Source organism: Microbacterium hibisci, from assembly GCF_015278255.1.
In the GTDB taxonomy this organism is placed as follows: domain Bacteria; phylum Actinomycetota; class Actinomycetes; order Actinomycetales; family Microbacteriaceae; genus Microbacterium; species Microbacterium hibisci.
Map to the genome: position 1 here is coordinate 1 of NZ_JADIJC010000010.1, position 18,050 is coordinate 18,050.

General features: G+C 71.1%; 17 protein-coding genes. 3 read left to right on the forward strand and 14 right to left on the reverse strand.

Annotated elements, in window-relative coordinates; translation table 11 throughout:
• Positions 1-512 precede the first annotated feature (512 nt).
• The 6 genes from IM770_RS15915 to IM770_RS15940 form a co-directional block, all read right to left on the reverse strand.
• On the reverse strand, positions 513-1,133 hold the full coding sequence (locus tag IM770_RS15915; protein ID WP_203582145.1) for a response regulator: 621 nt from the start codon (positions 1,131-1,133) through the stop codon (positions 513-515).
• Positions 1,130-2,962, reverse strand: a complete 1,833-nt coding sequence (locus tag IM770_RS15920; protein WP_203582146.1) for a sensor histidine kinase — start codon at positions 2,960-2,962, stop codon at positions 1,130-1,132. Before IM770_RS15920 ends, IM770_RS15915 begins: the two co-directional genes overlap by 4 nt.
• A gap of 7 nt (positions 2,963-2,969) precedes the next feature.
• The gene (locus IM770_RS15925) at positions 2,970-3,665 is read right to left on the reverse strand and encodes a hypothetical protein (RefSeq protein WP_203582147.1); all 696 of its coding nucleotides are present in this window, start codon (positions 3,663-3,665) and stop codon (positions 2,970-2,972) included.
• 77 nt (positions 3,666-3,742) lie between these two features.
• The gene (locus IM770_RS15930; RefSeq protein ID WP_203582148.1) at positions 3,743-4,558 is read right to left on the reverse strand and encodes a DUF4184 family protein; all 816 of its coding nucleotides are present in this window, start codon (positions 4,556-4,558) and stop codon (positions 3,743-3,745) included.
• A gap of 40 nt (positions 4,559-4,598) precedes the next feature.
• Positions 4,599-5,900 (reverse strand): tyrosine--tRNA ligase, encoded by a 1,302-nt coding sequence (gene tyrS / locus IM770_RS15935; RefSeq protein WP_372430698.1) that lies wholly within the window; start codon positions 5,898-5,900, stop codon positions 4,599-4,601.
• Positions 5,901-6,018: 118 nt separating this feature from the next.
• Positions 6,019-6,972 carry an aldo/keto reductase gene (locus IM770_RS15940; protein WP_203582149.1) on the reverse strand — a complete coding sequence of 318 codons (954 nt, stop codon included), beginning with the start codon at positions 6,970-6,972 and terminating at the stop codon, positions 6,019-6,021.
• 53 nt (positions 6,973-7,025) lie between these two features.
• On the opposite strand from IM770_RS15940, the gene IM770_RS15945 reads away from it, so the two are divergent.
• The 3 genes from IM770_RS15945 (at position 7,026) to IM770_RS15955 (ending at position 8,862) form a co-directional block, all read left to right on the forward strand.
• Complete coding sequence (locus tag IM770_RS15945) at positions 7,026-7,427, forward strand: MerR family transcriptional regulator (RefSeq protein ID WP_203582150.1); 402 nt, start codon at positions 7,026-7,028, stop codon at positions 7,425-7,427.
• A gap of 105 nt (positions 7,428-7,532) precedes the next feature.
• A complete protein-coding gene (locus IM770_RS15950) occupies positions 7,533-8,144 on the forward strand; it encodes a DNA-binding protein (protein ID WP_203582151.1) in 612 nt (203 codons plus the stop codon).
• A 121-nt stretch (positions 8,145-8,265) separates the two neighbouring features.
• Positions 8,266-8,862 carry a hypothetical protein gene (locus tag IM770_RS15955; RefSeq protein ID WP_203582152.1) on the forward strand — a complete coding sequence of 199 codons (597 nt, stop codon included), beginning with the start codon at positions 8,266-8,268 and terminating at the stop codon, positions 8,860-8,862.
• A 32-nt stretch (positions 8,863-8,894) separates the two neighbouring features.
• Here the strand turns inward: IM770_RS15955 and argH are convergent, their stop codons facing one another.
• The 8 genes from argH to IM770_RS15995 form a co-directional block, all read right to left on the reverse strand.
• Positions 8,895-10,325: an argininosuccinate lyase gene (gene argH / locus IM770_RS15960; protein ID WP_203582153.1), complete on the reverse strand. Its 1,431-nt coding sequence runs from the start codon at positions 10,323-10,325 to the stop codon at positions 8,895-8,897.
• Positions 10,326-10,395: 70 nt separating this feature from the next.
• Positions 10,396-11,520 carry a heparan-alpha-glucosaminide N-acetyltransferase domain-containing protein gene (locus tag IM770_RS15965; protein WP_203582154.1) on the reverse strand — a complete coding sequence of 375 codons (1,125 nt, stop codon included), beginning with the start codon at positions 11,518-11,520 and terminating at the stop codon, positions 10,396-10,398.
• A 52-nt stretch (positions 11,521-11,572) separates the two neighbouring features.
• The gene (argF, locus tag IM770_RS15970) at positions 11,573-12,496 is read right to left on the reverse strand and encodes an ornithine carbamoyltransferase (protein WP_203582155.1); all 924 of its coding nucleotides are present in this window, start codon (positions 12,494-12,496) and stop codon (positions 11,573-11,575) included.
• Entirely contained in the window at positions 12,493-13,725 is a 1,233-nt protein-coding gene (locus IM770_RS15975; RefSeq protein WP_203582156.1) for an acetylornithine transaminase, read from the reverse strand. Before IM770_RS15975 ends, argF begins: the two co-directional genes overlap by 4 nt.
• Positions 13,722-14,621, reverse strand: coding sequence for an acetylglutamate kinase (gene argB / locus IM770_RS15980; RefSeq protein ID WP_203582157.1), 900 nt, complete (start codon positions 14,619-14,621; stop codon positions 13,722-13,724). The genes IM770_RS15975 and argB overlap by 4 nt, the downstream gene beginning before the upstream one ends.
• Positions 14,618-15,775, reverse strand: a complete 1,158-nt coding sequence (gene argJ, locus IM770_RS15985; protein ID WP_203582158.1) for a bifunctional glutamate N-acetyltransferase/amino-acid acetyltransferase ArgJ — start codon at positions 15,773-15,775, stop codon at positions 14,618-14,620. The genes argB and argJ overlap by 4 nt, the downstream gene beginning before the upstream one ends.
• Positions 15,772-16,818, reverse strand: coding sequence for an N-acetyl-gamma-glutamyl-phosphate reductase (argC, locus tag IM770_RS15990; protein WP_203582159.1), 1,047 nt, complete (start codon positions 16,816-16,818; stop codon positions 15,772-15,774). Before argC ends, argJ begins: the two co-directional genes overlap by 4 nt.
• A 248-nt stretch (positions 16,819-17,066) precedes the next feature.
• Positions 17,067-18,047, reverse strand: a complete 981-nt coding sequence (locus IM770_RS15995; RefSeq protein ID WP_203582160.1) for an NAD-dependent epimerase/dehydratase family protein — start codon at positions 18,045-18,047, stop codon at positions 17,067-17,069.
• Positions 18,048-18,050 lie beyond the last annotated feature (3 nt).

Sequence of the window (18,050 nt, forward strand, 5' to 3'; positions counted from 1 at the left end):
GAATATCAAACTGACATCCATGAATTGATCCAAAAAAGACCCCCACCAACCACAAACGTGGTCGACAGAGAAAAAAATTGGCATTTGACAAGTGCACGCTGTTGAGTTCTCAAAGATCGGACGCACCAGCCAGCATCGGATCTCGCGATCCGCGCCCCGGCTGGGCAACTTCACTATCTTATCTCGCCGAAGCGATCCCGTCAAATCGACCGGAGCTCTTCGAGCAAGTCCCCCACGTGTCCGACGAGCGGACGATCCGAAGAACGGATCCAGTGTGTTGGAGGTGGTTCGCTGCTTGAGGGGAGCCAGACCTTCCGGTCTTCCGCTCTACCCTTTGGGGCGAACAACAAGAACATTACGCCGAAACCACCCCACCGTCGAATCCACCCCACATCCCGGGCGTGTCGCACCCCACCACCCCCGGAATCACGCGGAAGTGGAGTGGCCCGCCGCTTCCGCGGCGACGGGCACCCCCCTGGCATCGAGAAGCACCCCTGCGGTGCGCGCCGATTTCACCCGTCGAGGGTGCGCGCTACGGCCGCGAGCTCCACGCGGTCGGCGACCGCGCACTTCGCCAGCAGCACCGAGACGACGTTCGCCACAGTCTTGCCCGCCACGCCGAGCCGCTCCGCCACCTGGCGGTTCGTCAGGCCTCGCGCCACCAGGCTGAGGACCTCTCGTTCGCGAACCGTGAGTCCCAGTGCTTCGGAGGCAGGACTCTCGCGGATCGCGGCATCCGACGCTCGCGCGACCCCCGACCCGATCACCGTCGCCCCCTCGAGCGCGGCGGCGAGCGCAGCGAGGATCTCGGACGGCGCCGCGTCCTTCACGACGTAGCCGGCTGCCCCGGCGGCGAGTGCTCGGCGGACCGACCCGTCGTCGTCGAACATCGTCACGACGATGATCCTCGTGGCGGGGCGCTCGCCCACGATGCGCGCGGTCGCGTCGATGCCCGAGCCGTCGGGCAGACCGAGGTCCATCAGCACCGCGTCCGGGCACGTCCGGCGTGCCCAGGCGATCGCCTCGGCCGCACTGCCGACCTCGCCGACGACGTCGTAGCCCGAGGCTTCGAGGAGGGTGCCCAGACCCCGTCGATACACCGGATGATCGTCGACGACGAGTACGCGGATCATGGGACCGCCACCGATCCTTCGCCCGGGGTCGGCGCACCGACGCTGGGGACGCTGCGCCGCGGCAGCCTCACCGCGACGATCGTCCCGCCCTCATCCGCATCGAGGATCTGCAGCGAACCACCCAGCTCCTCGGTCCGTTCCCTCATGGACCGCATGCCGAGCCCTTCGCGGAGGTGTGCCGGAAAGCCGCGGCCATCGTCCGCCACTGATACGGCGAGGTGCGTCGCGTCGAGCTCGATCCGGACGACGCACCGAGTGGCCGCCGCGTGCCGTCGGACGTTCATGACGGCCTCCTGCACGATGCGGAGAGCGGCGAGCTCCACCGCGGCGGGCAGCTCCACACGCGACGGCGGCGCCTCCAGCCGGACGCTCGGACTTCCCTCCTCCGTCGCGACCCGTTCTTCGATCGCCGCGATGAGTCCGCGGTCATCGAGCACCGGCGGACGCAGGTCGTACGCGACGTCGCGCAGCTGGCGCGTCGCGGAGCGGAGCCCCTCGACGAGGGTGGCCGCGGCATCCGTCGCCCGTTCATCGCCCGCGCGCGTGAGCGTCTGCACCGCCGCTGCCGAGAGCCCCAGACCGGCGAACGTCGGCGCCAGCTCGTCGTGCAGGTCGCGCCGCAGTCGCTTGCGCTCCTCCTCGCGGGCGTGCACGACGCGCGTCCGGGCATCGATCAGTTCCCCCATGACGCGTGCCCCATGCAGGGCCGGGGCGGCCTGTCGGCAGATCTGCTCGATCACTGCGCGATCCTGGGCCGTGAGCTGCCGGTCGCCTCGACGAGGCGCCACCTCGAGGGTCGCGAGAAGGTCACCCTGATAGCGGATGGGGAAGGCGGCGATCTCGTCCGCCACCGTGCCGAGCTCCCCCGCGGTAGCCGCGAGGAGCGGATCACCGCGGAGCGCAGCGCCCGCGAGCCCCCAGGCGTCTGTGACGGTGGCCACGATTTCGGCGGGCACCTCGCGCGGATCAGCCGATGCTTCCAGCCGCCCGCCGAGCTCGTCCAAGGTCCGCAGCGCATCGGCGCGCCGGCCGTAGACCACGAGGTCTGCCAGCCGTCGAGCGCCGTAGGCCGCCGGGACGGCGGCGATGGCCGTCACCACCGCCGTCGTCCACGCGCGCGGAACAGGCGGCATGGCGACCGTCGCCACGGCGGCGGCCCAGGCGACGATCGCGACGGAGACCGCCCAGAGTCCGCCGTGCAGCACGAGGCGCAGCAGCTGGTCCACCCGCGCCATCCGCGGTGCGAGGAGTCCGACGGCGAACGCGGGCGCCGGGATCGCCAGCAGGAGGTTCGCGAACCACGTCGCGTCGAACGCCGCGACGCCCGCGACCGCGGCGATCGACCACAGGACGAATGAGATGACCATCACGAGGAGCCCGAGCAGCGGCCACTGCACCCGCTCGCGGCCGTCGACCGAAGAGCGCGAGAGGAAGCGGTACAGCTGTCCGCCGAACAGGAGCAATCCCCAGGTCACGAGGTAATGCGCAGGCCACCATGCCTGCTCCTCCCACCGGAGGCCGGCGATGAGATTGCCGAGCTGGATCGCGATCTCGGCGGTCGCCGGAATCAGGATCCAGCGCGGCACCGGTCGTCCGTCCGGGTACAGCGCGAGCAGCACGACCACGCTCATCTGCACGAACGCCACCGCCACGCGGGAGAACGGCCCCGCGGCCAGCGGATCCCAGGCGGCGATCGCCGCGGCGGCGAGCAGGACCACCACCGCTGCGCCCACCACAGCGGGGACTCGGCGGAATGCCGCCCGCCACGCGACCAGCGCGGCGAGCGGCCAGTTCACCACCTGAACCAGGATGGCGACGGCGAGGTCCATGGCGTCATCATGCCCCAACGGCTGCCGCCCCGACAGGCGGCGCAGTCCCCCCTGCGTCGACCGTCCGGCGTGCCCGGCGGAGCAGAATCACCCCGACGAAGACGAAGACGGCCATCACGATCAGGAACCCGTACTGGGCGCCGAGGACCACGAAACCCGCGAAAGACGCGAGCGCGGCGATCCACAGCAGCACCGAGACCGTCTTCGAGATGCGGCGCGCGGCCCCCACCGCAGCGACCGCCAGCCACGGCACGGCCGCTGTGGCGAACAGCACGCCACCGGTGTGGACGCCGATGAAGAGTCCGGCGACCACTGCCCGCTCCACCGCTGGTGCCGCGGCCTCGGCGGCGATCCCGTCGTTGAGCAGGGCCGACCGCTGCGCCAGGCCCGCCGCCCCGCTCATCAGCCACCCCGCTGTCGCGATCGTGCCGAAGACGGCGGAGATGCGGGCGGGCGCGCCGCCGGGACGGAGCGCTGCCGAAGCGAGTCCGACGGTCGCCACGCCGAGGGCGGCGCCACAACTGCTCCAGGTGACCAGGAAGAGCACGCCGCCCCAGTGATCGGCGGCCATCTCCGATGCCAGCGGGTGCTCGGGATAGTCCACGAGCACGGCGTTGACCAGCGCGTTGATCAGGAAGGTGGCGAAGAAGGCGATCCCGAAACCCAGGGTTCCCCAACCCGCCACCCGCAGCGATGTGCGCATGAGCGTTCCTTTCGACGGGGCACCCGGATGGTGCCGCTACCGTCAGGAAACCGGCATCCGTTCCCGGGACGCCAGGGTCACCGGTTCCCGGACCGGCGCGCGCGCCGCAGCTGCACCACGATGCACAGCGCCACGGTCACCGCGCCCCAGATCGCGCACGCCGGCGGGAGGACGCGGTAGCCGAGGTGCGCGGCGGTGAACTCGTCATCGAGCCCGCCGGAGACTGCGAGGCCCCACCCCCATGCGGCGACCAGCACCAGGGGCAGTGAGAGCCACCACACCCAGCGGACCGCGTCGGGCAGAACGCGGATGACGGATGCCGCTCCCCGGCGCCTCGCCAGCCACGCCACCATCCAGATCCCGATGATGGCGAGTCCGAGCACGCTCGATCCGTGCTGCAGCCACTTGTACCCGGGCACCGGACCCCACTGGGCGTCCAACGCGGGCAGGGCTGTCGTGCCCCAGCGCCCCTCGTGCGTGAACAGGTCCCACACGATGTGGCTCACGACGCCGAGCGCGAGCGACAGCACGAGCAGCAGCATCCGTCTCCACGACAACCGCCCCGGCGGAGCCGGGTCGATCCCCAACGTCTCGCGGAGCGCCGGGCCCGCACCGGCATCCCAGTCGGACGGCAGTCGCTCAGCGAGGCGGCGCGGCGCCAGCTCGCGCGCCGCAGGCCGCAGCACGCAGCGCCACACGAGCAGCAGCGCCAGCGCGAGCACGATCGTCGCCGGCAGCCATGCGAAGGTGTGGGTGATGCCGTAGTGGAGCGGGAGTCCGCGCACGAAGAGCGGCAGGTCGGGCGTCATCGCCCCGATCGCGATGGCAGCGGGGACGAGCGGCGTGCGGATGAAGGGCAGCGCGACGACGGCGTGGCTGGGAGTGAACGGCATCCGTCACTCCCCCGCCCGCGTCGCCGCGCCGCCCATCCGGTCAGCCGACGAAGACGCCGGCCAGGGTCTTCTTGCCGCGGCGGAGCACCGAGACGCCGCCGGGCAGCGAGCCCGACACTGTCGCCGTGTCGTCTTCGACCTTCACGCCGTCGAGAGACACACCGCCCTGCGCGATCGCGCGGCGGGCCTCCGACAGGCTCGAGACGAGTCCGGTGTCGACGAGCGCCTGCACGACGTTCGTCCCGGAGGCGACCGAGGCGTTCGGAAGCTCCTCGAGCGCGTGACGCAGTGTCGTCGCGTCGAGCGCAGCGAGATCGCCTTGACCGAACAATGCCTCAGATGCCGCGATCACGGCGGCCGTCGCATCCGCCCCGTGCACGATCGTGTTCACCTCGAGGGCGAGACGCTTCTGGGCGGCGCGGCGGAAGGGCTCCTCGGCCACGAGGCGCTCGTACTCGACGATCTCGTCGCGCGTGAGGAAGGTGAAGACCTTCAGCCGCTCGATGACGTCGGCATCGTCCGTGTTGAGCCAGAACTGGTAGAAGGCGTACGGACTGGTCATGTCCGCGTCGATCCAGATCGCGTTGCCCTCGCTCTTGCCGAACTTGGTGCCGTCGCTGTTCGTGATGAGCGGCGTGCCGATCGCATGCACCGAGACGCCCTCGACGCGGTGGATGAGGTCCGTTCCGCTGGTGAGGTTGCCCCACTGGTCGCTGCCGCCGGTCTGGAGCACGCAGCCGTACTGGCGGTACAGCTCGAGGAAGTCCAGGCCCTGGAGGATCTGGTAGCTGAACTCGGTGTAGCTGATGCCCGCTTCGGAGTTGAGGCGCGCACTGACGGCGTCCTTCTTGATCATCGTGCCGACCCGGTAGTGCTTGCCGATCTCGCGCAGGAAGTCGATCGCGCTCAGCGGGGCCGTCCAGTCGAGGTTGTTCACCAGGCGCGCCGCGTTGTCGCCTTCGAAGCTCAGGTACTGCTGCACCTGCCCACGCAGCCGGCCGACCCATTCCGCCACCGTCTCGGGCGTGTTGAGGGTGCGCTCCGCCGTCGGACGCGGGTCGCCGATGAGGCCGGTCGAGCCGCCGACCAGGCCGAGCGGCCTGTGGCCGGCCAGCTGCAGTCGGCGCATCGTCAGCAGCTGCACGAGGTGACCGAGGTGCAGGCTCGGCGCCGTCGGATCGAAACCGCAGTAATACGTGATCGGGTCCCCGGCGAGAAGGGCGCGCAGCGCCTCCTGATCGGTGGACACATGCACGAGCCCACGCCACACGATCTCGTCCCACACGTTCTCGAACGAGGGGTCGATCGCGGGCACGGTCGCGCTCACGACGATTTCTGACACGCTCGCCAGGTTATCAGCGACGGATGCCTCGACCCGCCGCGGGGCGGGTCGAGGCCCCAGTGGTCACGCACGGCGGTGGGGCGCCGCCGCGTCGGCGTCATCGCGGACGCCGACGCCGTCACGCGGGCGCGTCCAGGCGCTCGATCTGATCGGCCGTGAGCGGAAGGCGGACGGCGTCCATCGCCGCGTCGAGCTGCGCCACCTTGCTGCCGCCGAGCATGGGCCGGACGCCGTGCGCGACGTGCCAGGCGAGCACCGTCTGACCGCGGGTCGCGCCGAGCTCCGCAGCGACCTCGTCGAGCACGGCGAGGCGTCGATCGGTGCCGGGGTGGTCGTACACCTCGGGGATCGTCTTGTCGGGGTTGTCGTACGCGCCCCCGAGCAGCGGTGTGTACGCCCACACCTCCAGACCGTGGGTCTCGGCGTAGTCGCGCTGCTCCTCGGACAGAACGCCGAAGCGGTGCTCGACGCCGGGCGGGCGCGTCCCCGGCCGCACACGCAGATACGTCGCGTTGAGCTGCAGCGCGTCTATGGGCGTCGATCCGATGGCCCGGGCGTGCGCTCGCGCGCGCTCGATGCGCCACGCCGGATGGTTGGATGCCCCGACCCGGCCCGTGAGACCGGCTCCGGTCAGCTCGGCGAGCGCTTCCGCCGTCTCTTCGATCGGGACGGCGCGGTCTTCCTGATGCAGCCACAGCAGGTCCACGGAGTCGAGGCCGAGCCGCTCGAGGCTCCCGGCGAACGCGTCGCGGACCGCGCGCCGCGAAAGACCGGCACGCCGCTCCGGCCAGGAGCCCGCCCAGAGCGGCTCGGCGCCCAGCTTGGTGGCGATCTTGACGCGATCGCGCATGCCCGGTCGCGCTGCGAGCCAGCGGCCGAGCAGGCGCTCACTGTCGCCGCCCAGGCCGGAGTCGCTCGCCCAGAAGCTGTAGCAGTCGGCGGTGTCGATCCAGACGCCGCCCCGCTCCACGAACCGGTCGAGCAGCGCGAAGGACGTCGTCTGGTCGACGGTCGTGCCGAACATCATGGCGCCGAGGACGAGCGGGGATGCGGGAGGGGTGGAAGTGGTCATGTCACCACTGTGCAATCTGGAGCCCGCTCCAGGTCAAGCACTATCGTCGGCGCATGACGTCGTACACCCCTGCCGAGGCGGCCGCGCTCTCGGGCTTCTCGCTCGACACACTTCGCTACTACGAACGCGAGGGCATCCTTCCACCGGTCGCGCGATCGGCAGGCGGACACCGGCAGTACTCGGAGGCCGACCTCGGCACGCTGGGCTTCCTGAAATGCCTGCGCGAGACGGGCATGCCCATCGAGCGGCTGCGCCGGTACGGCGAGCTCTGCCGCGACGCCACGACCGTCCCCGATCGCATCGCGCTGCTCGAGGAGCACGCGGCCGCCGTGCAGCGCGACCTGGACGAGCTGCTCGCGCAGCAGTCCCGCCTCGACGAGAAGCTCGCCTGGTACCGCGACCAGCTCGCGCAGCCCGAGCCGGCATCCCTGGTCGCTCCGCCGCTCGCAGATTGAGTATGCAGGCTAATCTGATGGTCGTTTAAGCCCGAGGACTTATGTCAATGAAGCCTCTGCGCTAAACTAGCGATGGTTCAGCCCTCTGCATAAAGGATCCACCACGTGTTCGTCATCACCGCCGACCAACGAGACAGCCGGGTGAGCGCCGACCTCGTCCCCACCGCGCTCGAGGTCGTCGAAGAACGGGGCGCGCGCCGGCTCGCCCTCGCTCCCGAACGCACAGCCGGCGACGAGATGCAGGTGGCCCTGGCCGATCCCGCCGCGGTCCTCGCGATCGTGCTCGATCTCACGCGATCCCGCCAGTGGAGCGTGGGGGTCGGCATCGGCACGGTGGAGACACCGCTCCCCGACAGTGTGCGCGCTGCACGCGGCGAGGCCTTCCTCAACGCCCGCGACGCTGTCGACCGCGCCAAACGGGCGTCGACGCGCTTGGCGATCACCGCGCCGGGAGACGACCCCGACGCCGAAGCGCTGGTGCGGCTTCTGGTCGACCTGCGCGATCGCCGCAGCGCCGAGGGCTGGGAGGTGTACGACCTGCTCGCCGACGGCCGGAGCCAGCGGGAGGTCGCCGACCTGCTCGGCATCTCGGAGGGTGCCGTCAGCCTGCGCGCCAAGGCCGCGGGCCTGCGCGTGGAGGAGGCCGCAGCGCCGGCGCTCGTTCGCCTGCTCACGCGTCTCGACGCCGCCGCGGACACGCGCCCCGCAGACGACTGACAGCAGCAGCGCCCGCGGGTCCATCACGCAGATCGTCGGCGCGCGGCGGTGCGAAGACGGGATGGACGACGGGCGGATGCCGCGACCCGGTCACGTCGCGGGTCCGTGCCAGACTGACGCCATGGTCTCCCCCGACGTGCTGCTCGTCGCCGCGCTCTCGATCTTCCTGTTCCTCGCGCTGTGCGGAGCGCTCGTGCTCGTGGTGATCAGTTTTCGCAAGCCGGCGGACGTCCCGCTGATCGTCGCCGGCGTGCTGGTCGTGCTCTGCCTGATCGTCGTGACGGTGTCGCCCTTCAACGTGCCGCTGCTAGTGGGCCTGGCCATCGCACTCCTCGGCACCGCACTCGCCGTGCTGGGCGGGAACCCCGTCACCCGCCGCGTGCTCGACGTCGCCAGTCACGGGCGCGTGGAGGAGGGCGACAACGGCGGCATCCTGCTGCGCGCACCGTCATCCCCCGGGGTCGCCGCCGGCGACGAGCCGGTGCGCGAGATCATGCGCGGCGGCACCACCATCGGCTATCTCGAGCGCGTCGCGGTGGCCCTCGGGGTCATCGCGGGCTTCCCCGAGGCGATCGCCGTCATCGTCGCTCTCAAGGGCATCGGCCGCTTCTCCGAGCTGGCCGCCGCGGAGGCGCGCGAGCGCTTCATCATCGGCACCCTCGCGAGCCTGCTGTGGGCGTGCATCGTCGCGGGGCTCGTGCGTCTCGCGATCTGGTGACCGCAGCTGCGGTCTGAACGACGGAGGGGCCGCTACAGGCCCAGCGCGTGCGCGGCCGCCTGCACGCGCTCGATGAGCTCCGTGCGCTGCTCGGCGACGCGCACCGGCGCCGTGCCGCCGACACCCGCGCGGCTCGCGACCGAGCCCTCGACGCTCAGCACCTCGCGGACCTCGGGGGTGAGGTGCGCCGAGACGGACACCAGCTGCTCATCCGACACGTCGTGCAGCTCGATGCCGCTCTCCTCGCACACACGGACGAGGAGTCCGGAGATCTCGTGCGCGTCGCGGAACGGCACGCCGCGCTTGACGAGCCACTCGGCGACGTCGGTCGCGAGGGAGAACCCTTGCGGGGCGAGCGCCGCCATGCGCTCGGTGTGGAACCGCATCGTGGCGACCATGCCGGCGAACGCCGGGAGCACCGTCTCGAGCGTGCGCACCGAGTCGAAGACCGGCTCCTTGTCCTCCTGCAGATCGCGGTTGTACGCCAGGGGCAGTGCCTTGAGCGTCGCGAGCAGTCCCGTCAGGTTGCCGATGAGCCGCCCCGACTTGCCGCGAGCCAGCTCGGCGATATCGGGGTTCTTCTTCTGAGGCATGATGCTCGAACCGGTCGAATAGCCGTCGTCGAGCGTCACGAACCCGAACTCGCGGGTGTTCCAGAGGATGATCTCTTCGGCGAACCGCGAGACGTCGATGCCGATCATCGCGGTGATGAAGGCGAACTCGGCGACGACGTCGCGCGCCGCGGTCCCGTCGAGCGAGTTCTCGGCGGGGCGATCGAGCCCGAGCTCACGCGCGACCAGCTGGGGGTCGAGGCCGAGCGTCGAGCCGGCAAGGGCGCCTCCGCCGTACGGCGAGACGGCCGCGCGGGCCGACCAGTCGCGGAGCCTCTCGAGGTCGCGCACCAGCGGCCAGGCGTGCGCCTGCAGATGGTGCGCGAGCAGGACGGGCTGCGCGTGCTGCAGGTGCGTGCGGCCCGGCATGATGGCGTCGGGGTGGGCTTCGGCCTGCGCGACGAGCGCATCGACGAGACGCAGGATCTCGCGTGAGATGGTGCGCGAGTGGTCGAGCAGGTACATGCGCACGAGCGTCGCGATCTGGTCGTTGCGGCTGCGCCCGGCGCGCAGCTTGCCGCCGAGCTCCGCGCCGACGACGCCGATCAGCGCCTGCTCGAGTGCGCCATGGACGTCCTCGTCGGAGGCCGAGGGCAGGAGCGTGCCATCGGTCACCCCCCGCGCCAGCTCGTCCAGGCCGTCATGCATCGCACGTTCTTCGTCGTCGCTCAGATACCCTGCCGCGGCGAGCGCCTTCGCGTGCGCGTGCGACCCGGCGATGTCGTACAGCGCGAGATCCCAGTCGAAGTGCGTCGATCGGCTCAGTTCGGCCAGCTCCGGGGACGGCCCCGTCGCGAAACGGGCTCCCCACAGTGCGCCTTCGTTGGTGCCGTCGCCCTTCGATTCACTCACCCGACAAGCCTACCGACGCCCCGCCGCGCACACGGACGCTGTGACCGCGCCGCGGCGGTCGCGGCATCCGTCACCTCACGGGTGGGGCGGGCAAGCCGGCGTCGTCGGGCACCGCCAAGCGCGACGCCGTGTCGATCGCGGTCTCGAGCGGGCCACGACCCACGAGGAGCGCCCAGGCGGAGCAGAACAGGATCGTCCCCACCGTGAAGCCCCAGAAGGGCTCCAGCGCGCGGAATCCGCTGAGGTCGCGCACCCGGTCGAGTGAGACGAGCGCGACGAGCGCCCACACCACCAGCTGCAGCGTGTATGCCGTGAGCGGCATCGCGCCGACGGCCCGCAGCGGCAGGACGACCCAGACCAGCGCCGTGCGGCACAGCAGCAGCGACGCTCCCAGCACGAGCAGCGCGAAGCCGCCCGAGCCGACCACTTCGAGCAAGCCCGTGGAGTGCGGCCGCGCGGTCCACACCGCCCCGAGGTACGACGTGGCCTGCTCCGCGGGCGAGGCGCCGGTCGCGGCATCCGCTCCGTATCCGAGCGCCGCGAGCATCATGCCTACCGCGACCAGGTACCACTGCACGGGCCACCGCGTGATGTCGGCGCGCGCCACGCCGAGCCCCGCGACGACGAAGGCGATCCAGGTGGTGAAGGGGTAGTGCCAGCCGATGGCCGTCGACAGGTGGGCACCCCAGGGCGAGGTCCAGAGGGGCAGGACGTCGAGCCACACCTGGACGAACGGCATCGTCACCGCCAGCACCGCCGCGAGCGTCAGGAGCGCGCGCGCTCCCAGCGCCGTCAGCGGCAAGGCGATGAGGAAGAGCAGCGCGTAGGCCGGGAGGATCACGAAGACCGGCACCTTCGTCGCGATCAGCAGTCCGCCGATCCCCCACAGCAGGAGCGCCCGGACGGCGAGACGGCCCCGCGCCGTCGCCATGTCGGCCGGCGGCAGCGGCGTCCGGCCTCCCGTCATCAGTCCGATCGAGACGCCCGCGAGCGTGGCGAACAGGATCGACGACCGGCCGTCGACGACGGCGACCCACGTGCCGGGGTCGCTGATGTCGAGATCATCGGAGATGACCAGCAGATGCGCGGCGAACATGCCGATCACCGCGAGCCCGCGGGCGAGGTCCACGCCGGTGATGCGCGGCGCCCGGTTCAGGCGGTGCCAGCGCGACGCGAACCAGCCGTCGCGTCGCATCGCCGGGCTCGTCGTCGCGCCGCGTTCGCTCACCGCCGAGGCCGTCCGGCGCTCAGTCCTGACGGAGCAGCCAGACCAGCAGCGCCTTCTGGGCGTGGAGCCGGTTCTCGGCCTCGTCCCAGACGACGCTCTGCGGGCCGTCGATCACCTCGGCGTCGACCTCGTAGCCGCGGTCCGCGGGAAGGCAGTGGATGAAGATCGCGTCGCCCTGTGCCAGCGCCATGAGCTCTTGCGTGACCTTGTACTGGCCCAGGTCGCGGAGGCGCTCGAGCTTCTCCTCCTCCTTGCCCATCGACACCCAGGTGTCCGTCACGATGACGTCGGCGCCGGCCGCCGCCTCGTTGGGGTCGGTGTACAGGGTGACGGAGCCGCCGGTCTCTGCGGCGCGGCGGTCGGCGTCGGCGATCACGTCGTCGCGCGGCGCGTACGCCTCCGGCGACGCCACCCGCACGTGCATGCCGGCGGTGACGCCCGCCAGCACGTACGAGTGCGCCATGTTCGACTTGCCGTCGCCAAAGAACGCCAGCGTGAGGCCGGCGAGCTCGCCCTTGTGCTCCTTGATCGTGAGCAGATCGGCGAGCAGCTGGCAGGGGTGGAAGTCGTCGCTCAGCGCGTTGACGACCGGCACCCGGGTGCCCTCGGCCATCTGCTCCAGTCCCGCCTGCGTGTACGTGCGCCACACGATTGCAGCGACCTGACGCTCGAGCACCCGTGCGGTGTCGGCGGGTGTCTCCTTGCCGCCCAGCTGGCTGTTGGCGGTCGAGATGATCAGCGGCGAGCCGCCGAGGTCGGCGATGCCGACCGCGAACGAGACGCGCGTGCGGGTCGACGACTTGTCGAAGATCACCGCGACGGTCTGCGGACCCTCGAGGGGCTTGAGCTTCCAGCGGTCCTTCTTGAGCGCGACCGCGAGGTCGAGGATCTCGTCCTGCTCGGCCTGCGTCAGATCGTCGTCGCGCAGCAGGTGGCGGGTCATGCGGGAACCTCCGTGCTCGTGCTGAGCCCCGTCGAAGCATCGAGGACGAGGGCGTCCTCGACCGTGCGCAGCGAAGCAGTGAACAGCTCGATGAACTCGTCGATCTCGACGTCTCCGATCGTGAGGGCGGGCACCAGGCGGATCGTCTCGTCGTTCGGCGCGTTGATCACGATACCGTGCTCCTGCGCGGCCGCGACGAGCGCCTTGGCGACTGGATGTCGCAGCCCCACGCCGATCAGGAGCCCCGCGCCGCGGCACCCGGTGATGAGATCCGAGTCGATCGCCTCGATCGCCTGGCGCAGCTGCGCACCACGCTCGGCCGCGTTGCGGACGAGGTCCGCCCGCTCGATCTCGCCGAGGACGGCGCCCGCGACGGCCGTGCCGAGGGCGTTGCCGCCGAAGGTCGAGCCGTGCGTGCCCGGGTAGAAGAGCTCGCTGGCGGCACCGAACGTGATGAGGGCGCCGATCGGGAACCCGCCGCCGATGCCCTTGGCCACCGTGATCGCGTCGGGGGTGATTCCCTCGTGCTGGAAGGCGAACCACTCCCCCGTGCGCCCGGCGCCGGTCTGGATCTCGTCGATGATGAGCAGCGCGCCGTGGCGCTCGGTGATCTCGCGCGCGGCGGCGAGGTAGCCCTCGGGCAGCGGCAGCACCCCCGCCTCGCCCTTGACGGGCTCGACGAACAGGGCGGCCACGCGGTCGTCGATCGCGGCCTCGAGCGCTTCGACCGTCGAGTCGATGAACTCGACGCCCGGCGTCATCGGGAGGAACGGCTCCTGCATGTACGGCTTGCCCGTGAGCGCGAGCGTGCCCATGGTGCGGCCGTGGAAGGCGTCGGTGAGCGCGAGGATGCGCGGCCGCTCGGCTCCGCCGTGCAGGCGGGCGAGCTTGAACGCCGCCTCGTTGGCCTCGGCCCCGGAGTTGCCGAAGTAGACCCGCCCGCTGTCGCCGGTGCCGGCGATGCGCTTGAGCGTGGCAGCCAGCGCGAGCTGCGGCGGCGTGGCGAAGTAGTTCGACACGTGCGACAGGGTCGCCGCCTGGGTCGCGATCGCGTCGACGAACACCGGGTGGGCGTGACCGAGCGAGTCGACCGCGATGCCCGCGAGGAAGTCGAGGTAGCGCTTGCCGTCGGCGTCCCACAGGTAGGAGCCTTCGCCCCGCACGAACATCTGCATGCGAGCGCCGAAGCTCTTGACGAGGTCGCGCCCCGCATCGTCCTGCCACGTCATCCGAGCACCACCTCTGTTCCGATTCCCTTGCTGGTGAAGATCTCCACGAGCACCGAGTGCGGCACCCGCCCGTCGATGATCGCGGCCGTCTCGACGCCGCCCTCGACGGCCTCGAGGCACGCCGCCATCTTCGGGATCATGCCCGACTCGAGCGTGGGCAGCATCGCCTTCAGCTCGGTCGACGTCAGGTGCGACACGAGCGAGTCGCGGTTGGGCCAGTCTGCGTAGAGGCCGGCGACGTCCGTCAGGACCACGAGCTTCGCGGCACCCAGCGCGACGGCGAGAGCGGATGCCGCGGCATCCGCGTTCACGTTCAGCGAGTGCCCCGGGTGGTCGAGGTCGGGCGCGATGCTCGAGACGACGGGGATGCGCCCGGCCTCGATCTGATCGAGCACGGGCTGCGGATCGACCTGGACGACGTCGCCCACACGGCCGAGGTCGTGCTCGACGCCCTCGATGACCACCCCGCGGCGGCGGCCGCCGAAGAGGCCCGCGTCCTCGCCGCTCAGTCCCGTGGCCACGGGTCCGTGGGCATTGATCTTCGACACCAGCTGCGGGTTGATCTGCCCCGTGAGCACCATGCGCACCACCGAGATCGCCTCGGTCGAGGTGACGCGATAGCCGCCCTTGAACTCGCTGGGGATGGCGAGGCGGTCGAGCATCGACGAGATCTGGGGACCGCCGCCGTGCACCACGACGGGCTTCACGCCCACGTAGCGGAGGTAGGCGATGTCGGCGGCGAACGCATCCTGAAGCTCTTCGCTCACCATCGCGTTGCCGCCGTACTTGACGACGACGATCTGGTCGCGGAAGCGCTTGAGCCACGGCAGCGACTCGATCAGCGTCACCGCGCGGGCGCTGGCTGCGTCGGGATCGGTCTCTTGCAGGTCGGTCATGAGGAGTAGGCGCTGTTCTCGTGGACGTAGTCGTGGGTCAGGTCGTTGGTGAGGATCGTCGCCGTCGCCGCGCCGACCTTGAGGTCGATGACGAGGTCGGTCGCGCGCGGCGTGAGGTCGACCTCCTCCCGCGGCGCGTCGGGGCCGCCGTGCGAACAGACCCGCACACCGTTCATCCACACGTCGACGTCGTACGGGTCGAAGGCGGCACCGGTCGTGCCGATCGCGGCGAGCACGCGGCCCCAGTTCGGGTCGTTGCCGAAGATCGCGGCCTTGAAGAGGTTGTTGCGGGCGACCGAGCGGCCGACCTCGACCGCCTCGGCCTCGGAGGCCGCGTTCACCACCCGGATCGAGATGTCGTGGCTCGCGCCCTCGGCGTCACCCTGCAGCTGCTTCGCGAGATCCTGGCTGACCTCGGCGAGCGCGGCGGCGAACTCCTCTGCGTCGGGCGTCACGCCCGAGGCGCCGCTGACGAGCAGCGTCACCTGGTCGTTGGTCGACATGCAGCCGTCCGAGTCGAGCCGGTCGAACGTGCGTCCGGTCGCCTGGCGCAGCGCGGCGTCGGCCTGTGCCGCATCGAGCACGGCGTCGGTCGTGATCACCACGAGCATGGTCGCGAGACCTGGCGCCAGCATCCCGGCGCCCTTCGCCATGCCGCCGATCGACCAGCCGTCGCGACGCACGACCGAGCGCTTCGGCCGCGAATCGGTGGTCATGATGGCGAGGGATGCCGCCTCGCCGCCGTCCGCCGAGAGCTCGGCGATGCCCTGCTCGGTGCCGGCGAGCACCTTGGCGCGGAAGACCTCGTCTCCGGTGCCGATCAGGCCGGTCGAGCACACGAGGATGTCTCCGGCACTCACGCCGAGCAGCTCGGCGGCCTTCTCGGCGGTCTGGTGCGTGGTCTGGAAGCCGAACGAACCCGTGAAGCAGTTGGCACCGCCGGAGTTCAGCACGACCGCCTCGACGGTGCCGTCCTGGATGACCTGCTGCGACCAGATGATGGGGTTGGCCTTGGCACGGTTGCTCGTGAAGACCGCGGCGCCCACCTTGAGGGGCCCGCGGTTGACCACGACGGCGACATCGGGCTTGCCGGTCGACTTCAGTCCCACGGCGACGCCCGCCGCCTCGAATCCCTGGGGCGCGGTGACGCTCACGGCGCGACTCCGTTCACGGTGAGCGCGGTGCCCTCGGGCAGGCCCAGCGCGATGTTCATGGACTGCACGGCCGCTCCGGCCGTGCCCTTGACGAGGTTGTCGACGGCGGTGACGACGGTCACGCGGTTCGCGTCACGGTCGATCGCGAGGCCCATCAGCGCGGTGTTCGCACCGATCACGTCGGCCGTGCGCGGGAACTGACCCGCCGGCAGCAGCTGCACGAACGTCTCGTCGCCGTACGCGGACTCCCACGCGGCCCGGATCTGCTCGTCGGTCGCGCCGGGCGCGATGGGCGCCGTCGAGGTCGCGAGGATGCCCCGGGCCATCGGCACCAGCACGGGCGTGAAGGAGATGCCGATCCGCCCGCCGGCCCCCGCGCCCCGGAGCGCCTGCGCGATCTCGGGGATGTGGCGGTGCGTGCCGCCGACGGCGTACGGGTTGGCGGTGCCGAGGATCTCACTGGCGAGAAGGTTCGTCTTGAGGCTCTTGCCAGCTCCCGACGGCCCGACCGCGAGCATCGTCACGATGTCGGACGGGTCGATGACCCCTGCGGCGACGCCCGGGGCGAGGCTCAGGCTCACCGTGGAGGCGTTGCATCCGGGGGCGGCGATCCGGTTCGCGCCGACGAGGCGGTCGCGCTGCTTGCCGCCGTCGACCGCGAGCTCCGGGACGCCGTACGCCCACGGCTCGTGGAAGTCGCCGCCGTAGAAGCGGTCCCACTCCGCCTGCGTCGTGAGGCGGTGGTCGGCGCCCGCGTCGATGACGAGGGGCGTGTCGCCGAGGGCGTCGGTGTACTGCCCGGACTGACCGTGCGGGAGCGCCAGGAAGACGATGTCGTGACCTGCGAGCACCTCGGGAGAGGTCTCGGAAAGGGTCAGGTGCGCGAGCGAGCGCAGGTGGGGCTGGTGCTGGATGAGCGGCTGTCCCGCGTTGGAGTGCGCGGTCACGGTGCGGATCTCGACGTCGGGATGCGCGGCGAGGATCCGCAGGATCTCGCCGCCCGCATAGCCGGATGCGCCGGAGACGGCGACCGAATATGTCATGGATTCCACCTTAGAGTCTGGGTGCGGGGGCTACAGACGGCGACGCCCGCTCGCAGACGTCCATGACAGGACGGCGTACGGGGTCGCCTAGAGTCGGCGCAGGCCCAGACGGCGTCGGCGCGCGGGAGCGACGCTCGGAAGGAGCGTCGGGAGTCCCTGGGTCGCCGAAGGCATGCGCCGACGATAGCGGCCGGTCCGCGGCATCCGCAAATCGAGGGTCATGTCGGCGTCACTCGGTCGGGCCGGAGTCACGCCTGGAGCTCGTGCAGCAGGGCGAGCTCGTCGGGCCGGGAGAGTCCGGCGCGACGCTCGCGCTCGAGGCCGCGCTCGCGCTCGTCGGCCAGCGTGCGCTCGAGGGTGTCGCGGAGCGGACGGAGCCGGCCGCCGAGCAGCCGGTACGCCGCGTTCGACCGGGTCCAGAAGCCGGGCATGCCCGCGGGAAGCCACAGCGGAAGGGATCGCGGACCCATCCAGTAGGCCACCTCGTGCTCTTCGAGCCACGCATCGGCCGCGGGGACGAGTGCGCCGGTGTGTGCGGCGGCCTCTCGCGCGTCGGCGAACACGCGGTCGAGGTCTACCGGGTCGCCCACCGCGTTGACCACGCCCGTCCAGCGCTCGCGACCGATCGCCTGGACGAAGTCCGCGAGGTCGTCGACGTCGATGACCTGGGCCCCGCGACCGGTCGTGGCGGGGACGAGCACCTCCTCGCCGCCGGCGAGCGCGAAGCGGCCGACCCAGTAGCCGAACCGGTCGGTGGGATCGCCCGGGCCGACGATGAGTCCCGGACGCACGACGGCCGCGCGATGGCCGAGTGCGGCGCGGACGGATGCCTCGGCCCTGACCTTCGCCCGGCCGTAGTCGTCTTCCTCGTCGGCGCCGGCGGGTGCGAGCAGGTCGGCCGACTCGTCCGCCCCGGGCTCGTCGTTCGACGCGTAGACCGAGACCGTGGAGATGTACGTCCAGTGCTTCGCGCGCCTCGCGAGTGCGTCCACCGCCGCCGCGACGTGGACGGGGTTCGACGAGATGTCGACGACCTCGTCCCAATCACGCCGCGCGACCTCGTCATAGGCGCCGGGATCGTTCCGGTCGCCGACGACGAGCGTGGTCCCGTACGGAGCCTCCCTGCCGCCCCGCGCGAGGCAGGAGACGGATGCCGCGGCATCCGCCCACCGCTCCGCGATGCGCCCGCTCAGCCAGCCCGTCCCGCCCAGCACCAGTACGTCCGTCATGGG